Source organism: Staphylococcus sp. 510 (assembly GCF_057219715.1).
In genome coordinates this window covers 1-23,163 of sequence record NZ_JBXVVK010000018.1, presented here as the reverse complement: position 1 = coordinate 23,163, position 23,163 = coordinate 1, and the positions used below count along the sequence as shown (strand labels likewise).

The 23,163-nt window shown below is 32.7% G+C and carries 20 protein-coding genes and 28 tRNA genes; 2 read left to right on the top strand and 46 right to left on the bottom strand.

The window, feature by feature from the left end:
- Positions 1-133 precede the first annotated feature (133 nt).
- The gene (gene prsA / locus AC2D8K_RS11550; protein WP_207023102.1) at positions 134-1,126 is read left to right on the top strand and encodes a peptidylprolyl isomerase PrsA; all 993 of its coding nucleotides are present in this window, start codon (positions 134-136) and stop codon (positions 1,124-1,126) included.
- A 151-nt stretch (positions 1,127-1,277) separates the two neighbouring features.
- Here prsA and AC2D8K_RS11545 read toward each other — a convergent pair whose 3' ends face one another.
- The 9 genes from AC2D8K_RS11545 to AC2D8K_RS11505 all read right to left on the bottom strand — a co-directional run bounded on the left by AC2D8K_RS11545 (position 1,278) and on the right by AC2D8K_RS11505 (position 11,119).
- Entirely contained in the window at positions 1,278-1,373 is a 96-nt protein-coding gene (locus AC2D8K_RS11545; protein ID WP_015364873.1) for a type I toxin-antitoxin system Fst family toxin, read from the bottom strand.
- Between the two features lie 151 nt (positions 1,374-1,524).
- Positions 1,525-2,466, bottom strand: a complete 942-nt coding sequence (gene yhaM, locus AC2D8K_RS11540) for a 3'-5' exoribonuclease YhaM (RefSeq protein ID WP_002452110.1) — start codon at positions 2,464-2,466, stop codon at positions 1,525-1,527.
- Positions 2,466-5,399, bottom strand: coding sequence for an ATP-binding protein (locus AC2D8K_RS11535; RefSeq protein ID WP_243590395.1), 2,934 nt, complete (start codon positions 5,397-5,399; stop codon positions 2,466-2,468). Before AC2D8K_RS11535 ends, yhaM begins: the two co-directional genes overlap by 1 nt.
- Positions 5,389-6,585, bottom strand: a complete 1,197-nt coding sequence (locus tag AC2D8K_RS11530) for a metallophosphoesterase family protein (RefSeq protein WP_002452108.1) — start codon at positions 6,583-6,585, stop codon at positions 5,389-5,391. Before AC2D8K_RS11530 ends, AC2D8K_RS11535 begins: the two co-directional genes overlap by 11 nt.
- A gap of 244 nt (positions 6,586-6,829) precedes the next feature.
- Positions 6,830-7,174 carry a YlbF/YmcA family competence regulator gene (locus AC2D8K_RS11525; RefSeq protein ID WP_002452107.1) on the bottom strand — a complete coding sequence of 115 codons (345 nt, stop codon included), beginning with the start codon at positions 7,172-7,174 and terminating at the stop codon, positions 6,830-6,832.
- A 69-nt stretch (positions 7,175-7,243) separates the two neighbouring features.
- On the bottom strand, positions 7,244-8,374 hold the full coding sequence (locus AC2D8K_RS11520) for a DUF445 domain-containing protein (protein WP_002452106.1): 1,131 nt from the start codon (positions 8,372-8,374) through the stop codon (positions 7,244-7,246).
- Positions 8,375-8,648: 274 nt separating this feature from the next.
- Positions 8,649-9,113 (bottom strand): XRE family transcriptional regulator XdrA, encoded by a 465-nt coding sequence (gene xdrA / locus AC2D8K_RS11515; RefSeq protein WP_002452105.1) that lies wholly within the window; start codon positions 9,111-9,113, stop codon positions 8,649-8,651.
- A 249-nt stretch (positions 9,114-9,362) separates the two neighbouring features.
- Positions 9,363-9,986: a response regulator gene (locus tag AC2D8K_RS11510; RefSeq protein WP_002452104.1), complete on the bottom strand. Its 624-nt coding sequence runs from the start codon at positions 9,984-9,986 to the stop codon at positions 9,363-9,365.
- A 20-nt stretch (positions 9,987-10,006) separates the two neighbouring features.
- Positions 10,007-11,119, bottom strand: coding sequence for a GAF domain-containing sensor histidine kinase (locus tag AC2D8K_RS11505; RefSeq protein WP_002452103.1), 1,113 nt, complete (start codon positions 11,117-11,119; stop codon positions 10,007-10,009).
- Between the two features lie 177 nt (positions 11,120-11,296).
- Here AC2D8K_RS11505 and AC2D8K_RS11500 point away from each other — a divergent pair, with 177 nt between their 5' ends.
- Positions 11,297-12,127 carry an RluA family pseudouridine synthase gene (locus tag AC2D8K_RS11500; RefSeq protein ID WP_002452102.1) on the top strand — a complete coding sequence of 277 codons (831 nt, stop codon included), beginning with the start codon at positions 11,297-11,299 and terminating at the stop codon, positions 12,125-12,127.
- Positions 12,128-12,185: 58 nt separating this feature from the next.
- Here AC2D8K_RS11500 and fumC read toward each other — a convergent pair whose 3' ends face one another.
- From fumC to AC2D8K_RS11315, 37 genes are all read right to left on the bottom strand, one after another.
- Entirely contained in the window at positions 12,186-13,571 is a 1,386-nt protein-coding gene (fumC, locus tag AC2D8K_RS11495; protein ID WP_484698739.1) for a class II fumarate hydratase, read from the bottom strand.
- Between the two features lie 154 nt (positions 13,572-13,725).
- Positions 13,726-14,118, bottom strand: a complete 393-nt coding sequence (locus AC2D8K_RS11490) for a hypothetical protein (RefSeq protein ID WP_002452100.1) — start codon at positions 14,116-14,118, stop codon at positions 13,726-13,728.
- Between the two features lie 153 nt (positions 14,119-14,271).
- The gene (locus AC2D8K_RS11485) at positions 14,272-14,451 is read right to left on the bottom strand and encodes an SAS053 family DNA gyrase inhibitor (protein WP_002452099.1); all 180 of its coding nucleotides are present in this window, start codon (positions 14,449-14,451) and stop codon (positions 14,272-14,274) included.
- Between the two features lie 27 nt (positions 14,452-14,478).
- Entirely contained in the window at positions 14,479-15,078 is a 600-nt protein-coding gene (locus tag AC2D8K_RS11480; RefSeq protein ID WP_002452098.1) for a 6-phosphogluconolactonase, read from the bottom strand.
- Between the two features lie 180 nt (positions 15,079-15,258).
- Entirely contained in the window at positions 15,259-15,729 is a 471-nt protein-coding gene (gene trmL, locus AC2D8K_RS11475; RefSeq protein ID WP_002452097.1) for a tRNA (uridine(34)/cytosine(34)/5-carboxymethylaminomethyluridine(34)-2'-O)-methyltransferase TrmL, read from the bottom strand.
- A complete protein-coding gene (queG, locus tag AC2D8K_RS11470) occupies positions 15,730-16,860 on the bottom strand; it encodes a tRNA epoxyqueuosine(34) reductase QueG (RefSeq protein ID WP_002452096.1) in 1,131 nt (376 codons plus the stop codon). It lies immediately after the preceding gene.
- 257 nt (positions 16,861-17,117) lie between these two features.
- The gene (locus AC2D8K_RS11465; protein ID WP_002452095.1) at positions 17,118-17,840 is read right to left on the bottom strand and encodes an amino acid ABC transporter ATP-binding protein; all 723 of its coding nucleotides are present in this window, start codon (positions 17,838-17,840) and stop codon (positions 17,118-17,120) included.
- Positions 17,833-19,293 carry an ABC transporter substrate-binding protein/permease gene (locus AC2D8K_RS11460; RefSeq protein WP_107533117.1) on the bottom strand — a complete coding sequence of 487 codons (1,461 nt, stop codon included), beginning with the start codon at positions 19,291-19,293 and terminating at the stop codon, positions 17,833-17,835. Before AC2D8K_RS11460 ends, AC2D8K_RS11465 begins: the two co-directional genes overlap by 8 nt.
- Before the next feature lie 117 nt (positions 19,294-19,410).
- A complete protein-coding gene (locus AC2D8K_RS11455; RefSeq protein ID WP_002452093.1) occupies positions 19,411-20,475 on the bottom strand; it encodes a PTS sugar transporter subunit IIC in 1,065 nt (354 codons plus the stop codon).
- A 172-nt stretch (positions 20,476-20,647) separates the two neighbouring features.
- A tRNA-Leu gene (locus AC2D8K_RS11450) sits at positions 20,648-20,730 on the bottom strand.
- A 37-nt stretch (positions 20,731-20,767) separates the two neighbouring features.
- Positions 20,768-20,842: transfer RNA gene (locus AC2D8K_RS11445), tRNA-Gly, on the bottom strand.
- A gap of 13 nt (positions 20,843-20,855) precedes the next feature.
- Positions 20,856-20,930, bottom strand: a tRNA-Gly gene (locus tag AC2D8K_RS11440).
- A 13-nt stretch (positions 20,931-20,943) separates the two neighbouring features.
- Positions 20,944-21,018: transfer RNA gene (locus tag AC2D8K_RS11435), tRNA-Gly, on the bottom strand.
- Between the two features lie 14 nt (positions 21,019-21,032).
- A tRNA-Gly gene (locus tag AC2D8K_RS11430) sits at positions 21,033-21,107 on the bottom strand.
- A 12-nt stretch (positions 21,108-21,119) separates the two neighbouring features.
- Positions 21,120-21,193: transfer RNA gene (locus AC2D8K_RS11425), tRNA-Cys, on the bottom strand.
- Between the two features lie 5 nt (positions 21,194-21,198).
- Positions 21,199-21,270: transfer RNA gene (locus AC2D8K_RS11420), tRNA-Gln, on the bottom strand.
- Between the two features lie 11 nt (positions 21,271-21,281).
- Positions 21,282-21,354: transfer RNA gene (locus AC2D8K_RS11415), tRNA-His, on the bottom strand.
- Positions 21,355-21,356: 2 nt separating this feature from the next.
- Positions 21,357-21,430: transfer RNA gene (locus AC2D8K_RS11410), tRNA-Trp, on the bottom strand.
- Positions 21,431-21,437: 7 nt separating this feature from the next.
- Positions 21,438-21,521: transfer RNA gene (locus AC2D8K_RS11405), tRNA-Tyr, on the bottom strand.
- Positions 21,522-21,527: 6 nt separating this feature from the next.
- Positions 21,528-21,603, bottom strand: a tRNA-Thr gene (locus AC2D8K_RS11400).
- Between the two features lie 8 nt (positions 21,604-21,611).
- Positions 21,612-21,684 (bottom strand) — tRNA-Phe (locus AC2D8K_RS11395).
- A gap of 14 nt (positions 21,685-21,698) precedes the next feature.
- Positions 21,699-21,774, bottom strand: a tRNA-Asp gene (locus AC2D8K_RS11390).
- A 9-nt stretch (positions 21,775-21,783) separates the two neighbouring features.
- Positions 21,784-21,857: transfer RNA gene (locus AC2D8K_RS11385), tRNA-Met, on the bottom strand.
- A gap of 20 nt (positions 21,858-21,877) precedes the next feature.
- A tRNA-Ser gene (locus AC2D8K_RS11380) sits at positions 21,878-21,967 on the bottom strand.
- Positions 21,968-21,999: 32 nt separating this feature from the next.
- Positions 22,000-22,075, bottom strand: a tRNA-Asp gene (locus AC2D8K_RS11375).
- A gap of 10 nt (positions 22,076-22,085) precedes the next feature.
- Positions 22,086-22,175: transfer RNA gene (locus AC2D8K_RS11370), tRNA-Ser, on the bottom strand.
- A gap of 9 nt (positions 22,176-22,184) precedes the next feature.
- Positions 22,185-22,258: transfer RNA gene (locus AC2D8K_RS11365), tRNA-Ile, on the bottom strand.
- A 27-nt stretch (positions 22,259-22,285) separates the two neighbouring features.
- A tRNA-Met gene (locus tag AC2D8K_RS11360) sits at positions 22,286-22,359 on the bottom strand.
- A gap of 24 nt (positions 22,360-22,383) precedes the next feature.
- Positions 22,384-22,459: transfer RNA gene (locus AC2D8K_RS11355), tRNA-Ala, on the bottom strand.
- Between the two features lie 20 nt (positions 22,460-22,479).
- Positions 22,480-22,553, bottom strand: a tRNA-Pro gene (locus AC2D8K_RS11350).
- Between the two features lie 9 nt (positions 22,554-22,562).
- Positions 22,563-22,636 (bottom strand) — tRNA-Arg (locus tag AC2D8K_RS11345).
- 15 nt (positions 22,637-22,651) lie between these two features.
- Positions 22,652-22,740: transfer RNA gene (locus tag AC2D8K_RS11340), tRNA-Leu, on the bottom strand.
- 8 nt (positions 22,741-22,748) lie between these two features.
- A tRNA-Gly gene (locus tag AC2D8K_RS11335) sits at positions 22,749-22,823 on the bottom strand.
- 3 nt (positions 22,824-22,826) lie between these two features.
- Positions 22,827-22,908, bottom strand: a tRNA-Leu gene (locus AC2D8K_RS11330).
- 8 nt (positions 22,909-22,916) lie between these two features.
- Positions 22,917-22,992: transfer RNA gene (locus AC2D8K_RS11325), tRNA-Lys, on the bottom strand.
- Positions 22,993-22,998: 6 nt separating this feature from the next.
- A tRNA-Thr gene (locus AC2D8K_RS11320) sits at positions 22,999-23,074 on the bottom strand.
- Between the two features lie 6 nt (positions 23,075-23,080).
- Positions 23,081-23,156: transfer RNA gene (locus AC2D8K_RS11315), tRNA-Val, on the bottom strand.
- Positions 23,157-23,163 lie beyond the last annotated feature (7 nt).

Sequence of the window (23,163 nt, the reverse complement as noted above, 5' to 3'; positions counted from 1 at the left end):
GTTTTTTATCGTCATGGACTTTTGTCTATAAATCACCTAGTACTATAGTCCTATAGAGAGGGTTTTGAATTGGTACCTTCCCTTTTATATGTTATATTTACGTTGATTATATACATAAAGGAGCTAACAACATATGAAAGCATTTAACAAAATCATGATACCAGTGACAGCAAGTGCCCTTTTACTAGGTGCATGTGGCTCAGATTCGACAGATTCAAAAGAGAACACGCTCATATCATCTAAAGCTGGTGATGTTAAAGTTGAGGATGTTATGAAGAAAATTGGCAAAGATCAAATTGCTAGTAAATCATTCAGTATCGCTCTAGATAAAATTCTCGCTGATAAATATAAAGATAAAGTAGATACTAAAGATATTGATAAAGATATCAAAAAAGAAGAAAAGCAATATGGTGGTAAAGAACAATTTGAAAGTGTTTTAAAACAACAAGGTATGTCAATGGATGAATACAAAGATCAAAAACGTTTATCTGCTTATCAGAAAGAATTATTAAATGATAAGATTAAAGTTTCGGACAAAGAAATCAAAGATAATACTAAAAAAGCTTCTCATATCTTAATCAAAGTCAAATCTAAAGATAGTGATAAAGAAGGCTTATCAGATAAGAAAGCTAAACAAAAAGCTGAAGAAATTCAAAAAGAAGTTTCTAAAGATCCAAGTAAATTTGGAGAAATCGCCAAAAAAGAATCTATGGATAAATCTAGTGCTAAAAAAGATGGTTCCCTTGGCTATGTAACAAAAGGACAAATGATGGAAAGCTTCGACAAAGCACTATTTAAACTTAAAGAAGGTGAAGTTACTAAAGTTGTCAAAACAGATTATGGTTACCATATCATTAAAGCTGACAAAGAAACTGACTTTAATTCAGAAAAATCAAATCTAAAATCTAAAATTTTAGAACAAAAAATTCAAAAAGACCCTAAATTACTTACCGATGCTTATAAAGAAATTCTAGATGAATATAAAGTAGATTATAAAGATAGAGATATTAAAAAAGCTGTTGATGATACAATTTTAGATCCAGACAAGATTAAACAACAAGAACAACAGTCATCACAAGGTGGCGCTAGCATGCAACAAGGTGCTCCAGGAATGACAGGCTCATAATTCAAAATTAGCATTGACGACTGTAACATTTTGCAATCCTATTTACACATGTTATAATATATATAACAAAGATTTCAGTATGGAAACACCAATCCCCTCACTATTTGCGGTAGTGAGGGGATTTTTTAGTGTAGCTACATGTGTCGCCTATTTACTTATCGTTACGATGGCGTAGCCAATGCGCAAATAATGTAACGATACAACCACTAATAACAGTAGTTGCGATATGAACAAAGATTTCAGTCATGGAAGTAACACCCCCTCTCATCGTCAAAATGACGCCTGAGAGATAGGCGACGATATTATTATATCATCTCTACTCACTTTTGAAATATATAGATAATAGATTAAATTAAAAGGTGATGAATTCATATTCGAGTTCATCACCTTTTTTCATATTAATCTAATTGTATTGGATTGTAGAATTGTCTATTTTCAAGACCAAAGATTCGCTCAGTAAATTGGCCTTTTTCAGTTTTCTTAAATGCTTTTTCAAACATATTCATTTTAGCATCTATATTATCTATGAAAAATAGAATCTCGGCTTCTTTTAAATGCGGCATTTTAGGTGAACCAAACTCTAATTTACCGTGATGAGCTAAGATCATATGTCTTAATAACATCACCTCTTCACCTTCGATTCCAAGCTCTTTTGCTGCTTCAGCCACTTCATCACTTGCAATTGAAATATGCCCTAATAAATTACCTTCAACAGTATACGTTGTAGCCACAGGTCCACTAAGCTCTTTTACTTTTCCTAAATCATGTAAAATGATGGCACTATATAATAGGCTTCTATTTAATAGTGGGTATATATCACAAATAGATTTAGCAACTTTTAACATCGTTAAAACATGATAACTTAAACCACTCGCAAAATTATGATGATGTGAACTTGCAGCTGGAAATGTAAAGAAACTTTCTTGATACTTTTTAATTAAATGTCTTGTAATGCGTTGTAAATTAGCATTCTCAATATCTAACATATAATGGGAAAGTGCTTCTTGAATTTCAGTTGGAGACATAGGTGCTCCATCTACGAAATCTTGTGTATTCATGTTATCTTCAGGTGTCGCTAATCGAATTTGATTCACTTTCATTTGTTTACGACCACGATAGTTAATGACATCACCTTTTACATGTACGATTTCTTCTGGCTTCAATGTCTGCATATCTTCTTTCGTTGCAGTCCATAATTTAGCCTCAATATCTCCACTTTTGTCTTGTAAATAAAGTGTCATATAGTCTTTACCTTGAGCTGTCACACCTTGTGTTGCTCTGTGGATTAAAAAGAAGTGATTAACTGAATCACCGGGATTTAATTTTTCTACATTTCTCATTATTTCCCGCCTTTCTCTAATTTATTTAATGTAATCATTTCTTTAGTTGGAACAATATTATCATTAGTACACGTAAAGTATAGTACTTGATGATCCGTTGATAATGTTCTTAAGTAATTTAACATTCTTTCTTTACGATCTTTATCAAAGTGTACAAACGCATCATCCACAATAATTGGGAATGGATAATATGGTTTTAATACTTTAATCAAACTCAATCTAAGTGCAACATATAACAACTCTTTCGTAGATTGACTTAACTCTACAGGTTGGTACATTTGACCATTTTCATGTTTAACTTGAATAGCTTCTTCTGAATAATAAATATTAGTATAAGCACCGTTAGTAAGATTTGTGAAAATAAGAATAGCTTCATTAATCACCTGTGGTAAACGTTTATCTTTAATTTGTTTTATATGTTCATCTACTAAACTTTGTAAGTAACTTAAACTTGCCCAATCTTTAGCTATGCTATTCATTCTATTCTTCAAGCTATGATATTCATGACGTAATTGTGTTAATGTCGTATCTGTTTCCATTTGCGCAATTTGAGCATTAAGATCACTCACTTCAGCTTGCATATCCAAATATTGTTCATTATATTGGTCAACTTGGTGTGCAAGTAATTGATTTTCCTCGTTTAACTGTGCTGTTGTTTTATCACTTAATTGTGAACTAGCATCATATGAGTAATTTTGATTTTCAAGATATTTTGTTAAATCATTGAAACGCGTCAATTGTTTTATATATGTTTGATATTTTTCATGATGTTGATAATATTCTTCTTCCGTAGCCACACCGATATGATTAAATAATTCGTTAATCGTTTGATTATTATCCTCTAAGTGTGTTCGTAGCTGTGATAACTCATCATTTAATAATTTACTTTGTTCAGTATTTTTATGCCACTTTTCATTACTTTCTTCAGCATTTTTAAGCCATTGTTTCACATCGTGGAAGAATGACATTTTATTAAAGTAAGTAAATTGTGATTGTGTCACTGCTTCAGCATGATTATAAAATGCCTCTAAATCATTTACTATTTGATGACGTTTAGAATTTAATTCATCAATATACTGATCATTTGATTTGATTTGGCCCATTGTACCTATACTTTCAACAATAAGGCTATCTGATATTTTTGGTGAAAGATGTAACTCTTGTTTCGCAACTTCAATATTTTGATTAATATCATTTAAACGTTGTTCTGCCTTAGATAATGCATTGTTCATATAATTTGATTTTTCATCTAGAACGTCTTTATTTTTTAAAGCATGTTGCCAATGATCACGTGTACGTTGTTGCTCATCTAAATCAAAGTCTAAATCATATTGATTTTCTAAAACTTCTAATTGTTTTTCTAAATCGTCAATTTCTTGTGTGATTGTTTCGCTATAATCTACTTCCTTAGATTTCACTAGGAATATACCGATTACAAACACAACAGTTAATACAGCAAATATAATACCAAAAATCATGTTTTGCGTTAAAAATGCGAAAACGGTTAACGCTGCGCCAACTATTGCTAGTAAAATAAATACCATACGCAACATTTTTTGGCGTTTGTTTTTTCGCTCTTGTTCAATTTCAAATGTTTCTTTTAATTTTTCATAGAGATTTTCTTTCTCATTTAATTCAACAATTTGTTGTTTGTGCTCTTTTTTCTTTTCAAAAGTTTCTTCTGGAACAAGTTGATTTTCTAAGTGATCTAATTCATTGCTATTTGCGTTTTGTTCAATTTTATTATCTTCAATACTACGTTCTAATTGTTGAATATACGCGACTTGCTCTTGCTTGTTTTTAATTTGATCACTAATATGGCTCTTCATTGCCTCTGAACTATCAACATCATGATGCGTTTCATTCCAACCAATATTAGATTGCATACTTTCTTTATCACGTTGTTTATCAGAAATTTCTTTTTCTAAAGATCTTAATTCATATTCTTTTTGTTTAATTTCATTTTCTTGCTGATATAAACTATTAAAGGCATCAATATCAGACTGTTTAGCAGGTTCTAAAGATTCATTATCTTGTTTGATATGAGCCAATTGTTGTTCTCTTAAACTAATGTCTCTGAGCAAGGATTGTCTTTGCGCATTTGCAGCTTCATAACGATCAATCCCCTTTTCAGGAAAATGTAATGGTTCAACATTTAATGCATGTTCTAATTGTTTCCATTCTTGTGTTTGATCATGTAATGCTACTTCTTTTTGCTTTTCTTCATGCATTTTAGAGAGTTGATTCAAGTTCTGTTTGATATTGTCAAGACGGCGTGAAGATTTGTCTTTTTCATCAACTAATCTGTGATACGTATCAAGTTTCGCTTCTTCTTCACGTATTTGTGCTTCTAATTGTTTTAACTGATCCACTTGTTGATTAATAATTGGATTTTTACCTGACTTTTTATACAATTCGTCCTTTTTCTGACTAATCGTATCTCTCATGCTTGTAAATTCAGTGGACCCTAAAGCACCCGCTTCAAGTAAATAGTCTTGTAGTTGTTTTTCATTTAAATTACGATGAATATCTTGTAAGCCTAGGACGTCAAAAGAAAATATACCTTGGTATGTCTTTTTAGATATATAATTCAATTTCTTTTGTAACCATTCTTCATCTCGAACGCTACCATCTTCTAGATATACTTTAACGTCACCTTGAGCGCTACCTTTGATACGTTCTACTTCAATGACATTTCCATCGTCTAATTGAAGCGTTAATTTACCACCATATTGATTACCTAATCTTGGTTCTAAACGTGGTTCTTTAGACTTCTTAGTTGGAAAGCCAAACAATATAGAATGGATGAAAGCTTGAATCGTTGATTTACCAGCTTCATTTTCACCAAAAATTTCTGTAAATGATTGGTTAAACTCAATATTTCGCTGAACAAATTGGCCATAGCCATATATCTCAAGTGATTTAATTATCATTTTGTTCACCTCTCATGTCTGCCTTTAATAAATCTTCAGCATGATTGACTAGCTCTGTTTTATCAAAAGTTGTATAGTCATCTAAATATTTAGAAGCACGTGGATTTAAATATAAATCCGACATTGCTTTATCGAAGACTGTTCTATCATTTAATAAATCATTTGAAAACTCATTTACTAATGGAGACTCGTCATTCGATTTATATTTTAAATTTAAATCCTCTATAAATACAAAATCTTTTTCATTTTCTTCATAGTCCGTAATCATTTCTTCGACTTGTAATATATCTTGAGGTGACATCATTGATTCACTATTGATAATGACATTTAAGCGGTAAAATGCTTTTCCTTCTTCTCGTACTTTATCTTTAAATGCTTGGATTGCTTCATACAAGCCCTGTTTAGTTGTTTCTGAAGTTTCAATAGTTGCTTCTTCAAATTTAATAGATTGTGTCGGATAGAATTGTGTAGTGAGCTTTAAATTATCCCCTTGGATAAGTAAACAGCCTTTTTCACCTTTTTCGTTAAAATGTCGACCTTGAATATTACCAGCATAATTAATAACTGGTAAGTCACTTAATTGTTGTCTTTCATGTATGTGACCTAACGCCCAATAATGGTACAATTTACTATTTAAATCTTCTAGTCTAAATTCAGTATATCTATCTTTAACAGATGACTTACTATAAGTACCATGTAGCACCCCGATATGTATACCTTGTTGTCCCTGACTAGATGGAAAGCTATCAATCTTATTCTCATAACTAGCATCATTTTGATAACTAAATCCATGTATAAAAATTGTCTCTCCATCTTTAGTAATCGCTTGATAAGTTTCTACTTGGTTTGAAAATACAGATACATTTTTAGGCCAATTTGATGATATCTTTGTTGACAATGGATCATGATTACCATGACAAATGTAAACGAAAATTTGTTCTTTTTCTAATCGTTCGAATTGCTCTTTTAAAAACACCTCAGCTCGTAATGTTCGATTTTCTTTATCGAATAAATCACCAGCAATGATGATAAAATCTACTTCTTTTTGTAATGCTAAATCAACAATATGTTGAAAACTTTCATACGCACTTTTTTGAACATCCTCAAATATATTGGGGCTCAAATGACTTTTAGATTTAAAAGGACTGTCTAAATGTAAATCCGCACAATGTATAAATTTAACCATAAGCTCTATTCTCCTTATTAAAGACACTTTATGACTGAAGTTAATTAAAAAGTATTTAACATAATAAAGATACATTTCGTATTCTAATTACCAAATAAAAATCCAGTCACAATATTCCTTTATATCTAATCATTTTACCATATGTGAAACATAACAGTCGATGTTGAACATAGTTATTCATTCATAATATAAAAAAAGCTACAGCACTTAATAAGTACTGTAGCTACGAATAAATAACTAACTATTAGTCAGCGTAAATTTCATCTAATGGTTTAACGATGATTTGGTTGATTTCTTGGAATACTTGACTCATTTTTTGTTCAGCTTGCATTAATGAAGAGATGTTTTCATCTTTTTCAATTGCTTGAGCTTGTTCTTGAGCTTTTTGTAAGTCTTCCTCAGGAATTTCTTCACCTTGCATTTGTTTTTGTTGGAAATTCATTTGAGTTTCACGGAATTCATCAAATAATTTTTTTGATTCTTCGTTATCTTTTACTTTAGCATAAGCATCTTTAATAGCTTTGTATTCATCACTATCTCTTAATGCTTGCTCTAATTGGTTTGCATAATCATATAAATTTACTGCCATTGTTCATTGCACTCCTTTGAGTTAATTTGTGTTTCAACACTCTTAATAAATGTAACACATATCATTTAGTTAGACAAAGATTGCGACTATACCTTGGAAAATTCCTATAATACCACCAAGTATAAAACCTAATGACATAATTAATTTTAATTCTTTATTAGCAATATCGATAATAATTTTTTCTATATAGTCTAAATCAAATGTGTTGATTTGATCTTCAACAAGTTGTCTTAAATTAATTTTATGCATAATAGTTGTTAAATTGTTTGATACTTGATTAATAATGATATCTGTCAGTTTGCTAGACAACTCGTTTTCTAAATAATGAATAAACTGAGGTGCCAATTCATTAATAGGTTTTCTTATTTTATCTTGTAAATTAAATTGCGTCATCATTAATGATGTTGCAGTTGTAGCAATATTTTCAAACTGTTCATTTGATACTAATTCACCTAGTTGCTTTTGTTTTAATGTTTCAAATTCATTATTGATCACTTGATCAATAATTGATTTGGCTTTCGGATGATTTGTTAAGCGAATTAATTCTTGTTGTATTCGATCAGCAATACTCTCTCGTGTCATAAACATTTGTAATAGACCTACAATTTTACCTTTTTCATTAAAGAATGTTTCTAACATATCATTGATGTCGTGCGTACCTTTTGGTGAAGATAAATAAACACGTGCACGTTCACAAATTAAATCACCAACTTCATTCAGTCTTTCTTCAATCAACTCAATTAATTCCTGAGGTAATACATCTTTAACTGTAGATTGTTGATGAGACCTGTAATATTTCATTAGCATTGATTCTACTTCTTCGTGTAGTTGATGTTCTATAAAATAATCGATATTAAAATCAACTTTTTCTGCAATATAGTGAATAGTCATATCATCTGCTTTCAGTTGTTGTATCTGTTTTAAAATAATATCGTTTATCGTACTTTTAGCTTTTCCATCATTTAATTTTTGTCTCATGAGATCTTCTGTAAGCAAATGTTCTTCAATAACTTGACCAATTTTATTTGCAATTTCATCTCTTCTTTTCGGAATTAAACCTGGTGTGAATGGAACTCTTATTTTAAAAATGTAATATGGATTGAACGGGTGAAATAACATTTTGATAGCTATGACGTTAGTTAACCCACCAATAACGGCACCAACCACCATCATAAATAAGATGATTAACAAAGCATGCATGACATAGACTCCCTTCAAAATATAAAAAATCATGATTTATTATAGCATTTAATTTCCTTAGGTTTCGTTAATTTATACTTATAAAACTTTTTTCATTTACCAACTAACTTAAAATAAGTCGTTATAATTACCCACAGTACAAATAAAAGCCTAAGTCATCATTTGTTGACGGCCTAGGCTAATATGTATAGTCAATAACTAAAACATCTTCTATGTTAATAAAAATAAGTGATTAAATCATTTTAAGATTCTACTATCACTTATTTGAGAAAAATTAAATATGAACTAGTTCTTCTTTAGCATTTCTATTGAAATAAGTTTCTGCTTCTCTCATTTTAGAAGTGCCGAAAATAGGTTGTTTTTCAGGATTTAATACACGGTAAATATTGCTAACTTTATTACTTTGTAAAATATAACCGCTTCTAGTTTCAATTGTATTCCAATAAATATCACTAGTTGTTGAGTGATTTGGATAAGCACAATGATTTCTAGATATTGTTTGGACGATTTCTAATGGATCACAACCAAACGTGCTATTCAAAACATCTGAATCTCTAAATAACGCACAAATTGAAACACATGTTGTCCAATTTGGTAATACACGTTCTTTTTCAATTTGAACTAATGTTTTTTTAGAAAGTCCAATTGTTTGAGCCATTGTATCTTGTGTATATCCTGCTTCTATACGAACCATTTTAAATTTTGTTTGAATTAAATCTGTAAAACTCTGTCTATCCATTCTATTATCTACCTTTCTTGAAGAGAATTTATATCCGGACACAAGAAATTGCAATTATACACATTTCTTGAAACACAAATTACATCTTAATATATTTTTAATGAAAATAAAAGAGTCAATTTCGTTTTAAGCTCATTTTTATTAAAGGCAAAATTATCAAAATACTTAAATTTTTAACATAATTTGTAAAAACTTAGTTATTTAACCATCAATAATTGAGCATTATTTTTACTGCTATTAACTTTTTAATTAAATCAGTTTATTTTCCATAGCATAAATTGCAGCTTGTGTACGATCGCTCACTTGTAATTTACTAAAGATATGACTGACATGTGTTTTAATTGTTTTTTCGGATACAAATAATGTATTAGCAATTTCTTTGTTTGTTTTGCCTTTTACCATTTCTTTAAGTACTTCTGTTTCTCTTTTAGATAATTTATTTGTAAAATGCGGTTTAGAACTCATAGAGTCTATAACATGTTTTGCATCTGGATGAATGATTCGCTTCCCATTAAGTACATTATGAATCGTTTCAATAAGTTTCTGTGGTTCGACGTCTTTCATTTCATAGCCATCAGCACCTTTTTCTATGGCAGAAATGACATGTTCATCATCAACATAACTTGTTAACACTAAAATTTTAATGTTAGGATAATGCTTTTTCAAATACTCAGTTATTTCAATACCATTCATATCTGGCATAACTAAATCTAATAACACAATATCCGGCTGTTCATTGTTTTCTAGGTATTCTAAAAATAGTTTACCTTCAGCAAACCCTTGTACAACCTCTATATCTTCTACAGTAGATAATAAAAATTCTAAGCCTTGTCTTACAATATGATGATCATCGACTAATATGATTTTATTCATCGTTATACTCCTTTAAATAATTAGTTCAATGGTATTTCTATTTCAATACGAGTACCTTTTAATGGCTTTGAATCGATACGTAGACGTCCTTTTAAAATATCTGTACGTTGTTGTAAATGCTTTAAACCATTCGATGTATCTGACATTTGCTTTGTATTGTCAAATCCTTTTCCCTCGTCTTGAACAATCACATAAAGTTTTTCATTTGTCTGTTTTAAAGTTAAAGTAACTTCTTTTGTTTTCGCATGCTTTCTTACATTGTTTAGACATTCTTGAACCATACGATAAACATTTTCTTCAATGACATTGGTAACATCGATCAATCCATCCACATGAACAGTTAAATTCAACTGTAACAATTCACTATAATGATTCAGTGCATGTAACATTCCTTGCTCTAATCCAACAGGTTTTAATTGCCAAATGAGTGCACGCATTTCATTAACCGCATTTTGACTTGTTTCCTCAATTGTTTTAAAGGCTTTTTTTGACATTTCTTCGTTTGAAATACCATAGGCAGCATGTGCGGTTAATTTTAATGAAAATAACATTTGATTAACCGAATCATGTAAATCTCTAGCTAACCGATTTCTTTCATTAATTCGAGCATTTTCTTTTTCTTTATCAGTTAACATTATACGCTTGATAGCTGAACCAATTTGAAAGGCCACTGATTCTAATAGTGCTAAATCTTCCTGACTATAATGGCTTTTATTTGGTGTAGCAACATTTAATAAACCAAATTGTTCTTCACCAGATCTCAGTGGCACTGTTGCATGGTGCGTAATATCGTCTGTTTCTTCATAATGCGCACGATTGGCTAAATTAATTCTTGAGCAATTAATGATATTAGACGCTTTCGTCAGTTTTTCATTTTGATAGGCACGTACACACCAACATGATCCATCAGTCATATAGTGACATTGATTTTTAGATAGTGCTCCTGGCAAGTTCACACTGGAAACTAATTCATGATGGCCAAAATCATCGATAAAGAAAATCCAACCCGTCGTAAAGTCACTTCCTTCTATCAAAGATTGAATTGCACCTTGCATCATACTATATATTTCTGTTTCTTCATTCAAAAATTCTGCAATTTCTTTAAGGAGAGCGATGCGTGTTGGTTTTTCCATAATTACCTCCAAAAATAATTTGAATATCTATTCTATTATACCGTTTCATGTAATATAAAAAAACATATCAACGTCATTATGGCGCATGACGGTGATACAAAGGGTATTATTTAACTTGATTTTATATTGCAATAATACATTTTATGATATGATTAAGAGTAACTATAGGAGGATTTTATGAAATTTACAATACCTGAAAATTATGATCAATATACATTGAGAGAGATTTTCCAAGATTTAAAGTTACCTAAAAAAGACTTACATTTATTAAATATGTCTAAAGATATTACTATTAATAAAGAAACAAGTCGTTTATCTGATAAGGTCAATTCCGGTGATGAAGTATTTATACCTACACCAGAAGAAAAAAGTAATTACTTACCAAGTTATCGTTACGCACAAGTTTACTATGAAAACGATGATTTTGCGATTGTGCTAAAACCTAAAGGTGTCAAAACACATCCAAATGATTTAAAAGAAAGTAATACTTTAATGAATCATCTTATTTATACTATTGATAGTGATTATGTAGAACCTATACATCGATTAGACCAAGAAACAGTTGGTTTATTAATTGTGGCAAAAAATCCATTAATGAAAAAGATATTAGATAGAATGCTAGAAGAAAATGATATCACCCGCATCTATAAAGCACATGTTAAAGCCTTATTACCTATCAAACCCCAAACAATTGATAAACCCATTGGTAAAGATAAGTTTCATCCAAATAAGAAACGTATATCTAATACAGGTCAACGTGCGATTACACATATTCTTTCTTCAAATATGGTTAAGGAAAATGTGTGTGAGTTAGAAATTAAATTAGATACAGGACGTACACACCAAATTCGTGTACATCTAGCAGAAATCGGACACCCTGTCATTGGAGATCCATTATACGGTGATTCAACATTAAGACAATTAGAATTACACAGTTATAAAATCGAATTAGAACATCCTTTAACTAAAGAATGTATATCAGTTAGTTTAGATGATGAGATTTCATAAAAAAGCTAGGAAGATTATATTTATTTAATCTTCCTAGCTTTTAATTATTATATTGATTCTAGTGAGGGTCTACCATATCTTCTGGTTTAATCCATTCTTCAAATTGTTCTTCAGTAACATAACCTGATTGAATAGCTGATTCTTTAAGTGTTAAGCCCTCTTTATGTGCTTTTTTAGCTATTTGGGCTGCTTTTTCATATCCAATATGTGGATTTAAAGCAGTCACTAACATTAATGATTGATTTAAGTAATTGTCAATATTTTCCTCAATAGGTTCAATACCTACGGCACAGTTATTATTAAATGTTTCCATACCATCTGCTAATAAGTAAATTGATTGTAATGTATTGTGTAAAATGACCGGTTTAAATACATTTAATTCAAAGTTGCCTTGTGAACTTGCGATACCTACTGCAGTGTCATTACCCATCACTTGTACTGCTACCATTGTTAACATTTCACATTGTGTTGGATTAACTTTACCTGGCATAATTGAAGAACCTGGTTCATTTTCAGGAATTGAAATTTCAGCTAAGCCTGCTCTTGGACCTGAAGCTAACCATCTTACATCATTAGCAATTTTCATTAAATCGCCAGCTAGTGCTTTTAATGTACCATGCAATTGAACAACTTCATCATGTGCCGTTAATGCATGGAATTTGTTTTCTGATGATACAAATGCATAACCTGTGTTTTCAGAGATAAATTTCGCAACTTTGTCTCCAAACTCTGGATGTGCATTGATTCCTGTACCTACGGCAGTACCACCAATTGCTAAGTTTAGTATATGCTTTTTAGATTCATTTAATAATGTTTCACATCTATCTAACATATAACGCCAACCACTAATTTCTTGTCCTAATTCAATTGGTGTCGCATCTTGTAAATGTGTACGACCAATTTTAATAATAGATTCAAATTCATCTTCTTTTTGTTTTAAAGTTTGGCGTAAATGTTTTAACGCTGGTTCTAATTTAGTTTCAACTTCGTGATATAGTGCAACGTGCATCGCTGTTGGAAATGTGTCGTTAGAGCTTTGAGATTTATTTACATCATCATTCGGATGGATTGATTCATCACTTTGATGTTCTTTTAAATATTCATTAGCTACATAACTAACTACTTCATTCACATTCATATTACTTTGTGTACCGCTTCCTGTTTGCCAAACAACTAATGGGAAATGTTCGTCTAATTCACCATTTAGAATTTTATCACAAGCATAGACGATAGCATCTTTTTTAGCATCACTTAATTTCCCTAACTCGTTGTTAGCTAATGCAGCACCTCTTTTAAGTTGAGCAAATCCGTATACAACTTCAATAGGCATTTTCTCTTTACCTACTGGGAAGTTTCGTTTACTTCTTTCTGTTTGAGCACCCCAATATTTATCTGCAGGTACTTCAATTTCTCCAAATGTATCATGTTCAATACGTACTGACATTTTTTTCTCCCCTTATTATCATTGTTAATCCTAGTATATCACTATTTAATTTGTCATATCAATTTAGAAGTAAAACGTTTACATATATTTTTCAAATACAAAAACTCTAGTTTCTAATAGCAATTCACTACAAAAACTAGAGTTAAAATGTAAATTATTGAAATTTTTGTTTTGTTGCTTGAACCGTTGCAATTGCAGTTAAAATATATAGAATCGCACTAATTATAATTGTAAATGGACTTACTTTAATTAAGATACTTAAAATACCTGTTAAGCTATTATAGAAATCATCTAATGTATACATTAAAATACCAGTAATAGCCAAACAACAAATGACACTGATGATAATGCCAGATTGATTACTTTTAATAAATGTTTGCGCACTGACCTCATCAATTAAACCATTCGAAAGATTTAACTGTAATTGTACTATTTTAAATAAAACCGGTAAGTATAATGCGCCTAGTGCTAATGGAAATGCCTTGATTGAAATTAAACTTACAATAACAGTTGCGATCATTAAATATTTCCAATACTTCCCTAGCATATGTAATCTCCTTTTAAACATGATTCTTCAATATCATACCATAATGCAGGATTTGATGGATGACGTCAATTTGAATTAATTATATAAAAGTTCTTTGATCAATACATAAAAATACTCTTGCAATAGAACTTTCACTATTACAAGAGTTAATATTTATTCTTGATCTAAATCAGAACGCAATTCTGAATCATGAGATTGATTTAATTTATCTTCATCATTTTCTTCAGAAATTTGTTCCATTTCTTTACCTAAATCTTTTAAATCATCTAAATCAGTTACCATTGCATTTTCTTCTTCGTGGTAATTCGTTCTAGAATCTTTATTTTGAGTCATATAGATAACCTCTTTCTCACTTATTCGTTATGCAAAGCGAGCTGTGAAGTATTCTTTTACGTCTTCAGGTAATCCAGCTGCTGCTTCTTTATCTAAAATAACGTTAACCATACGGTGCGCTTTTAAGTCTGCTGGTTCAAAATTAGATTTTCCATTTTCATTATATAATTTTTCAACTACTTCACGTTTATTACTACCAGTAACAACTAAGAAGATTTCACGTGCTTCTAATAAACCTTGTCTAACACTTACGTCTAAATTACCGCTTTCATCAATTGAAACCACTTGTAATACTAATTTACCTTTATTTTCTTTGGTTTTAATTTTATCTGAAATAAAGTCATTAGCATCTTGATTGTATGATAATGAATAAATTTGACTTTGTGGTACACCTAACGCTTCATAATATGATTGATTCTCATCATAATCTAAAATGTTAATTTGACTGAAGTCAACTGCATGTAAATCAACATTCTTTTTTAATTCATCTAATACAGGTGCATGATCTTTTGTTAAATGAACACCTGCGATAGTCATTGGGTTGTTATTAAATTGTTTTCTCAAAATATCCGCTGTATATTCAGCTACTCTTTGCTTATCTTCAAATACTTTAAAGTTCATTGCCATTTTAAAATACACTCCTCTTGGTTTGCTTTACATAGAATAGTATGGTTAATATTAATTCATTTATACCCTAATTATTTATCGTTCAAACTAACCTATGATTATAGAATACTATTTTCTTATCATTAAATATAACATGTAGTCAACTTATTGTTCATTTACTTTGAATTTCAATCATCTTTATTAAGATAAGCCCGGAAATGATTGTTGTCTTAAAGCTTCGTAAATCAATAATGCTGCTGTATTCGAGAGATTTAATGAACGAATTTTATCACTCATCGGGATTCTTAATGCAGTGTCTTGATACTTGTCTTTGACCCAATCCGGTAATCCAGTTGTTTCCCTACCAAAAATAAAATAATGATTATTTTGTGTATCAGAAAAATCAAAATCACTATATGTTTGCTTACCAAATTTTGTTAACAAATAATATTCACCATCTGTTGATTCAAAAAATGATTCTATATTTTCGTGATATGTAATATTAACATGCTCCCAGTAATCTAATCCTGCTCTTTTTAACATCTTATCATCTGTACTAAAGCCAAGCGGTTTAATCAAATGTAAGTGTGTATTGGTACCAGCACAAGTTCTAGCTATATTACCAGTATTTGCAGGGATTTCAGGTTGAAATAATACAATGTGGTTTGTCATTTATTTTTCTCTCCTCATTTCCAAGCCTTTTAACATTTCAACTTGGACTTCTTTAATTTCATTTTCATAATGTGTATGAATAAATTCACGCGCATTTTCCCCTTCAATTTGACCAATTGCCCAATATGCAGTGCCTCTTATCATAGGTCTAGGGTCATGTAATGCAACTTCTTTTAACTCAGGTATAGCACTTGTTTCATTAAAATGAGCTAACGCTAATATCGCATTTCGTTGTATAGGTTTTTTACCTCTCCATGCACCCGCTAAATGACCATAAGTATTTTTAAATTCTTTATTACTCATTTGCAATAATGGAACTAATCTAGGTTTCAAAATTTCAGGTTCTAATATAATATCGTCATGTTCTGTATTGATGCCTTTATTTTTAGGACAAACTTGTTGGCATGTGTCACAACCATATAATCGATTGCCAATTTTATATCTGTACTCATCATCTAAATAACCTTTAGTTTGAGTTAAAAAGCTAATACATTTTTGACTATTTAATTGGCCATTGCCTACTAAAGCACCTGTAGGACATCTATCAACACAAATTGTACAATCTCCACAACTATCTAAAATAGGATCATCTGGTTCAAACGGTATACTTACGAGCATTTCACCTAGATATGTCCATGTACCTAAATCAGGATTAATAATAAAACCATTTCGTCCTGCAAATCCTAGTCCTGCACGTTCCGCTACAGCTCTATCTGATAATACTCCAGTGTCCACCATCGATTTAATTTCAACATCAGGTACAATTGATTGGATATATGTTGCCAATTGATCCAATCGTTTTCTCATTATTGTATGATAATCTTGGCCCCATGAAGCACGTGCAAACATACCGCGTCTATCACCACGTACACTTTTAGGTGCCCCTTTAAGTTTATTGGGATATCCAACTGCTATAGCAATAATAGATCTCGCTGTCGGTAAGCTTAATTTAGGTTCAGTTCTTAATGCAATATCAGATTCTTCAAATCCTGAAGCATATCCTTTTGAGTGATAATCTTCTAACTTTTGTTTCAATTCATCAAATGGATCGGCAGTCGTAAAACCAATACTGTCAATACCAATTGTATGTGCGTAATCAATGATATCTTTTTTTAACTGCTTTACATCCAAGATTTTGCCCCCACATTATAAAAATATACTCTTGTTATTCTAACATATGAATAAATAGTGATGTATGATTATTGATTAAAAGTATATAAGACATAGACTTTAATCCATCATTTATTTTTATTCGATTTAATCGTTTTATTTTTATAACGTTTGTCTTGTCGTATCGTTAGCAGTTGAGTGTAGACATAACAAAAATGAATGCCTGAGAAATTGTCATCTCTCAGGCATTCACAATTAAATTTTGAATTGTTTTACACTTATAATACTCTAGATAAGAAATTTTTAGTTCTTTCATGTTGTGGTTTTTCAAATATTTCCTGTGGTGTACCTGATTCAACAACAACGCCATCTGCCATAAATATTACTTTATCACTGACATCTTTTGCGAAGCCCATTTCATGTGTAACGACCACCATTGTCATTCCCTCTTTAGCTAAATCCTTCATAACCTTCAAAACGTCCCCAACTACTTCAGGGTCAAGTGCAGATGTTGGTTCGTCAAATAAAATAACATCTGGTTGCATAGCTAATGCTCTTGCTATCGCAACTCTCTGCTTTTGTCCACCAGAAAGTTGATTAGGATAAACGTCTGCTTTATCTTTTAATCCTACCTTATCTAGTAATTCAATCGCTTGCTCATTAAGAGTTGAATGATCATTCTTTTTTAACAATTTAGGCGCTAACATAATATTTTCCTTAACCTTTTTATGAGGAAATAAATTAAAGTTTTGAAACACCATGCCCATTTTTTGTCGTAATTGTTCTAAATGAACACCTTTTTTTGTTAAATCGTTACCTTCAAATATAACATGTCCTTTTGTAGGCGTTTCTAATAAATTCATACATCTTAATAACGTGCTTTTTCCACTACCCGATGGACCAATGATAGCTACGACTTCACCTTTATTAATATCTAAATTAATATCTTTTAATACTTCATTGTTACCAAATTTTTTATTTAAATTTTGAATTTTAATCACTGGCTTTCATTCTCCCTTCTATAAAATTCATGATGCGTGATAATGCAAAGGTTAGAATAAAGTACATTCCTGCTGCGACCAATAATGGTGTAAAAGGATCAAATGAAATACCTTGAACCACTTGTGCATTAAACATAATTTCTCCAACACCTATTGTTGATACTATAGATGATTCTTTAATTAAAGTAACAAATTCATTACCTAGTGCTGGTAAAATATTCTTAATAGCCTGTGGCATAACGACTGATTTCATCGTTTGATTGTAACTCAAACCTAAACTGCGTGCAGCTTCTGTTTGTCCTTTATCGATGGAATTAATACCCGCACGAAATATCTCTGCAATATATGCTGATGAGTTAATAACTAATGCAATTGTTCCGCAAATCAAAGCAGAAATATCTAGTCCAAGTGCTGCAGTAGTACCAAAAAATACTATGAAAACTTGTACTAATAATGGTGTACCTCTTAAGAATTCTATATAAATAGAAGCAATCCATGATAATGGTTTAAATTTACTTAATTTCATTAGCGCTATAAACGCTCCTAGAATTGCTCCAAAAACTACACCAACAAATGAAATTAAAATTGTGTTTTGTAATCCTTTGATAAAAAAGCTTTTATATTTTGTATAAAAATTACCATCATCCTGCATATCATTTGCTGCTTTAGTCATATAATGATCTATTAAATTTTTATCATTAACTTCATTGATTGTCTGATTTAATTTTTTTAATAAAATTGGTGAATTTTTAGGTACTGCAATACAAGTTGGTTTCTTTTCTTCATTAAATTTCACATCTGAAAATGCAAGTTCAGGGTTTTGTTTTATGTATGCCTCTGCTACAGGCTTTTCAAGAATTGCTCCTACAGCTTTACCACTTTTCACAGATAAAATAGTTTCTGGTAATTTATTTAATGAAGTAACATCTGCATTTTCAATTTCAGTCTTAGCTATTTTTTCTTGATCTGTTCCTTTTTGAACAGCTATTTTCTTATCTTTAAAATCGCTAATAGATTTTAAATGATTTTTTTCATTTTTCTTAACTAACATAATATTATTAGTCATCATATATGGTTTAGTAAAGCTTACCTCTTTTTCACGTTCAGGTGTCGTTGTCATTCCAGAAATAATAATATCAATTTTGCCAGTTTTGAGCGCACCTAGTAAACTATCAAATTGCATATTAATAATTTTCAGTTTGAGATGATTATCTTTAGCTATCTTCTTAGCTAACTCTATATCAACACCAGCATATTCAGTTTTTCCATTTGCATTCTTTTCAAATTCCATCGGTGCATAATCAGCTGATAAGCCAACACGAAGTTCTCCACTATCTTTAATTTTTTGCCAGTTTGTATCCTTCTCTTCAGCATTAATATTGGGTTGTTTCGTTGTTAATGTTGAACCTACTATGATTAAAAATACCAAAAATACTTTAATAAAATATTTCATTAAAGCAACCCTCCTTTATAATATTCATTATTATACAAATCATTACATTAATATGCAATATCATTTTTTAAATATAATAAAAAAAGTGCAGCCATAGCGGCTACACTGGGAATTCGTTTATTCTTTAGGAATTTCAAATTTATAAATTTCGTCATTATATGAATGTATAAACTTTTTACATAACTCATGTACGACAAATGCACTGATAAATGGAATAATAAAGTACCCCGCAACTAACATAATTATATTAGTCATTTGGTCTCCCGCCATACGATTTAAAGCATTTATAGGTCCAACAAGTCCTGTATATCCAAATCCAGCAGATAAAGGAGTACCTTTGATGCCTATAAAGTAAGCAATAATACCAGCAATAGCACCATTTATAATTAGTGGTATAGCTATAATTAAATGTTTTAAATATACCGGTATCATCATTTTAGCTGCTCCAATAAGTAATACCAAATTGACTCCAATAGAATTGACTCTTAGAGATCCAAATAAAAATGTAACACATGCAGCAACAATACCCATATTTGCCGCACCACTACCTAATCCAGTTAAACCTATAGCAGTAGCAATTGCTACCAATGAAATTGGTGTAACCATAAGTAAAGAGAAAGTCACACTTATTAAAATAGACATCGTTAAAGGATTAAGGTCAGTAAATGAATTAATCACTTTACCAATTGTATGTGTTACAACTTGAACATATGGTAAAGTCATAAGGCCAATAGTTCCACTCACAACAGGAATTAAAACTGGTAAAATAATCATTTCAAATGAGCCCAATTTTCCTTGGAATAATAAATATAAAAAACAGGCAATCATCACGACTAAAATGATATTGATAATATCCCCTATGCCTTTAATCATAATACCTTGATTATTAAATATAATTACGCCTGAGCCTAACATTGCTGAAGAACCAACAATAGCCGCACCTGATCCATTAAATTTGAACTGATGAGCTGCTAAAACACCCACTATGAAAGCCATAAAAGACTGTATAACTGTGACAAGACGAAAGATAGTTTCCAAGAGCTCATTACCATCTTTAAAAAATTTAAGTAATTCTCCTAATAAAGCATTGGGTAATAAGGCAATAACTACCCCTGCTCCAACCGCATTTAGAATATTACTAAAGAAAACTTTACCACCCATTTTTGTACTATTCTTACTCATAATGCACCTCCAAAGCATAATGAAATGATCATATATTATATTTTAAATAGAAAGAAATGAAAATATGATTTAGATAATCTAACTTCAAACCTGTAATAAAATTTAGTTGATATAAAAAAAGTGGTAAATGTGTTTACACAAATACCACTTTCCTTAGACATTATCTATTTTATACCGGCGGTCGGGATCGAACCGACACTCCAAAAAGGAACGGGATTTTGAGTCCCGCGCGTCTGCCAATTCCGCCACGCCGGCCCAATATAAAGAAAAAACTTCCACTTGGAAGTAATAATGGAGCGGAAGATAGGATTTGCACCTATACCTCGTTCCGGGAAGGAACGTGTTCTAAAAGTTGAACTACTCCCGCTTAATATAAAATTTGGAGCGGAAGATAGGACTTACACCTATACCTCGTTCCGGGAAGGAACGTGTTCTGAGAGTTGAACTACTCCCGCTTAATATAAAATTTGGAGCGGAAGATAGGACTTACACCTATACCTCGTTCCGGGAAGGAACGTGTTCTGAGATTTGAACTACTCCCGCTTAATATAAATATTTGGAGCGGAAGATAGGATTTGCACCTATACCTCGTTCCGGGAAGGAACGTGTTCTAAGAGTTGAACTACTCCCGCTTAATAAAAACCTGGAGGCGGCAACCGGATTTGAACCGGTGATAAAGGTTTTGCAGACCTCTGCCTTACCACTTGGCTATGCCGCCAATAACTGGGCTAGCTGGATTCGAACCAGCGAGTGACGGAGTCAAAGTCCGTTGCCTTACCGCTTGGCTATAGCCCATTAATAATAAGGGCGGTTGAAGGGAATCGAACCCTCGAATGTCGGAACCACAATCCGATGCGTTAACCACTTCGCCACAACCGCCATGGCAGGGGCAGTAGGAATCGAACCCACATCAAAGGTTTTGGAGACCTCTATTCTACCGTTGAACTATGCCCCTATTTAGATGGTGGAGGGGGGCAGATTCGAACTGCCGAACCCGAAGGAGCGGATTTACAGTCCGCCGCGTTTAGCCACTTCGCTACCCCTCCAAGAGATGGTGCCGGCCAGAGGACTTGAACCCCCAACCTACTGATTACAAGTCAGTTGCTCTACCAATTGAGCTAGGCCGGCTTGTGAAATGGTTCAGGACAGAGTCGAACTGCCGACACATGGAGCTTCAATCCATTGCTCTACCAACTGAGCTACTGAACCATAATAAAATGTAATGGCGGTCTCGACGGGAATCGAACCCGCGATCTCCTGCGTGACAGGCAGGCGTGTTAACCGCTACACTACGAGACCAAATATATATTGCGGGAAGCGGATTTGAACCACCGACCTTCGGGTTATGAGCCCGACGAGCTACCGAACTGCTCCATCCCGCGGTAATAATAAATAATAAAAACGGAGGAAGAGGGATTCGAACCCCCGCGGCCCGTTAAGGCCCTGTCGGTTTTCAAGACCGATCCCTTCAGCCGGACTTGGGTATTCCTCCATGATTATAGGTAAATTGCTATTAAATTAAAATGGCGGTCTCGACGGGAATCGAACCCGCGATCTCCTGCGTGACAGGCAGGCGTGTTAACCGCTACACTACGAGACCAAATATAAAACGGAGGAAGAGGGATTCGAACCCCCGCGGCCCGTTAAGGCCCTGTCGGTTTTCAAGACCGATCCCTTCAGCCGGACTTGGGTATTCCTCCAAAATTATATGGACCTTGCAGGACTCGAACCTGCGACCGAACGGTTATGAGCCGTTAGCTCTAACCAACTGAGCTAAAGGTCCTAAATATAATCTTACAACTAATAGTAGTGGCGGTGGAGGGGATCGAACCCCCGACCTCACGGGTATGAACCGTACGCTCTAGCCAGCTGAGCTACACCGCCGTTATCTAGTTTGTAAATTTAATATGGTGGAGACTAGCGGGATCGAACCGCTGACCTCCTGCGTGCAAAGCAGGCGCTCTCCCAGCTGAGCTAAGCCCCCATATTTAATAATTGTTGCTATCGGGAAGACAGGATTCGAACCTACGACCCCTTGGTCCCAAACCAAGTGCTCTACCAAGCTGAGCTACTTCCCGTAGAATAAACGCGCCCGATAGGAGTCGAACCCATAACCTTTTGATCCGTAGTCAAACGCTCTATCCAATTGAGCTACGGGCGCATATTTATAATAAGATGGTGCCGAGGACCGGAATCGAACCGGTACGGTGATCTCTCACCGCAGGATTTTAAGTCCTGTGCGTCTGCCAGTTCCGCCACCCCGGCACTTATAATGGAGCAGAAGACGGGATTCGAACCCGCGACCCCAACCTTGGCAAGGTTGTATTCTACCGCTGAACTACTTCTGCATATGCGGGTGAAGGGAGTCGAACCCCCACGCCGTAAGGCGCTAGATCCTAAGTCTAGTGCGTCTGCCAATTCCGCCACACCCGCTATTAAAATGGTGAGCCATAGAGGATTCGAACCTCTGACCCTCTGATTAAAAGTCAGATGCTCTACCAACTGAGCTAATGGCTCTAAAGATGGTGCCGGCCAGAGGACTTGAACCCCCAACCTACTGATTACAAGTCAGTTGCTCTACCAATTGAGCTAGGCCGGCTATAAATGGTGGAGAATGACGGGTTCGAACCGCCGACCCTCTGCTTGTAAGGCAGATGCTCTCCCAGCTGAGCTAATTCTCCAATATAT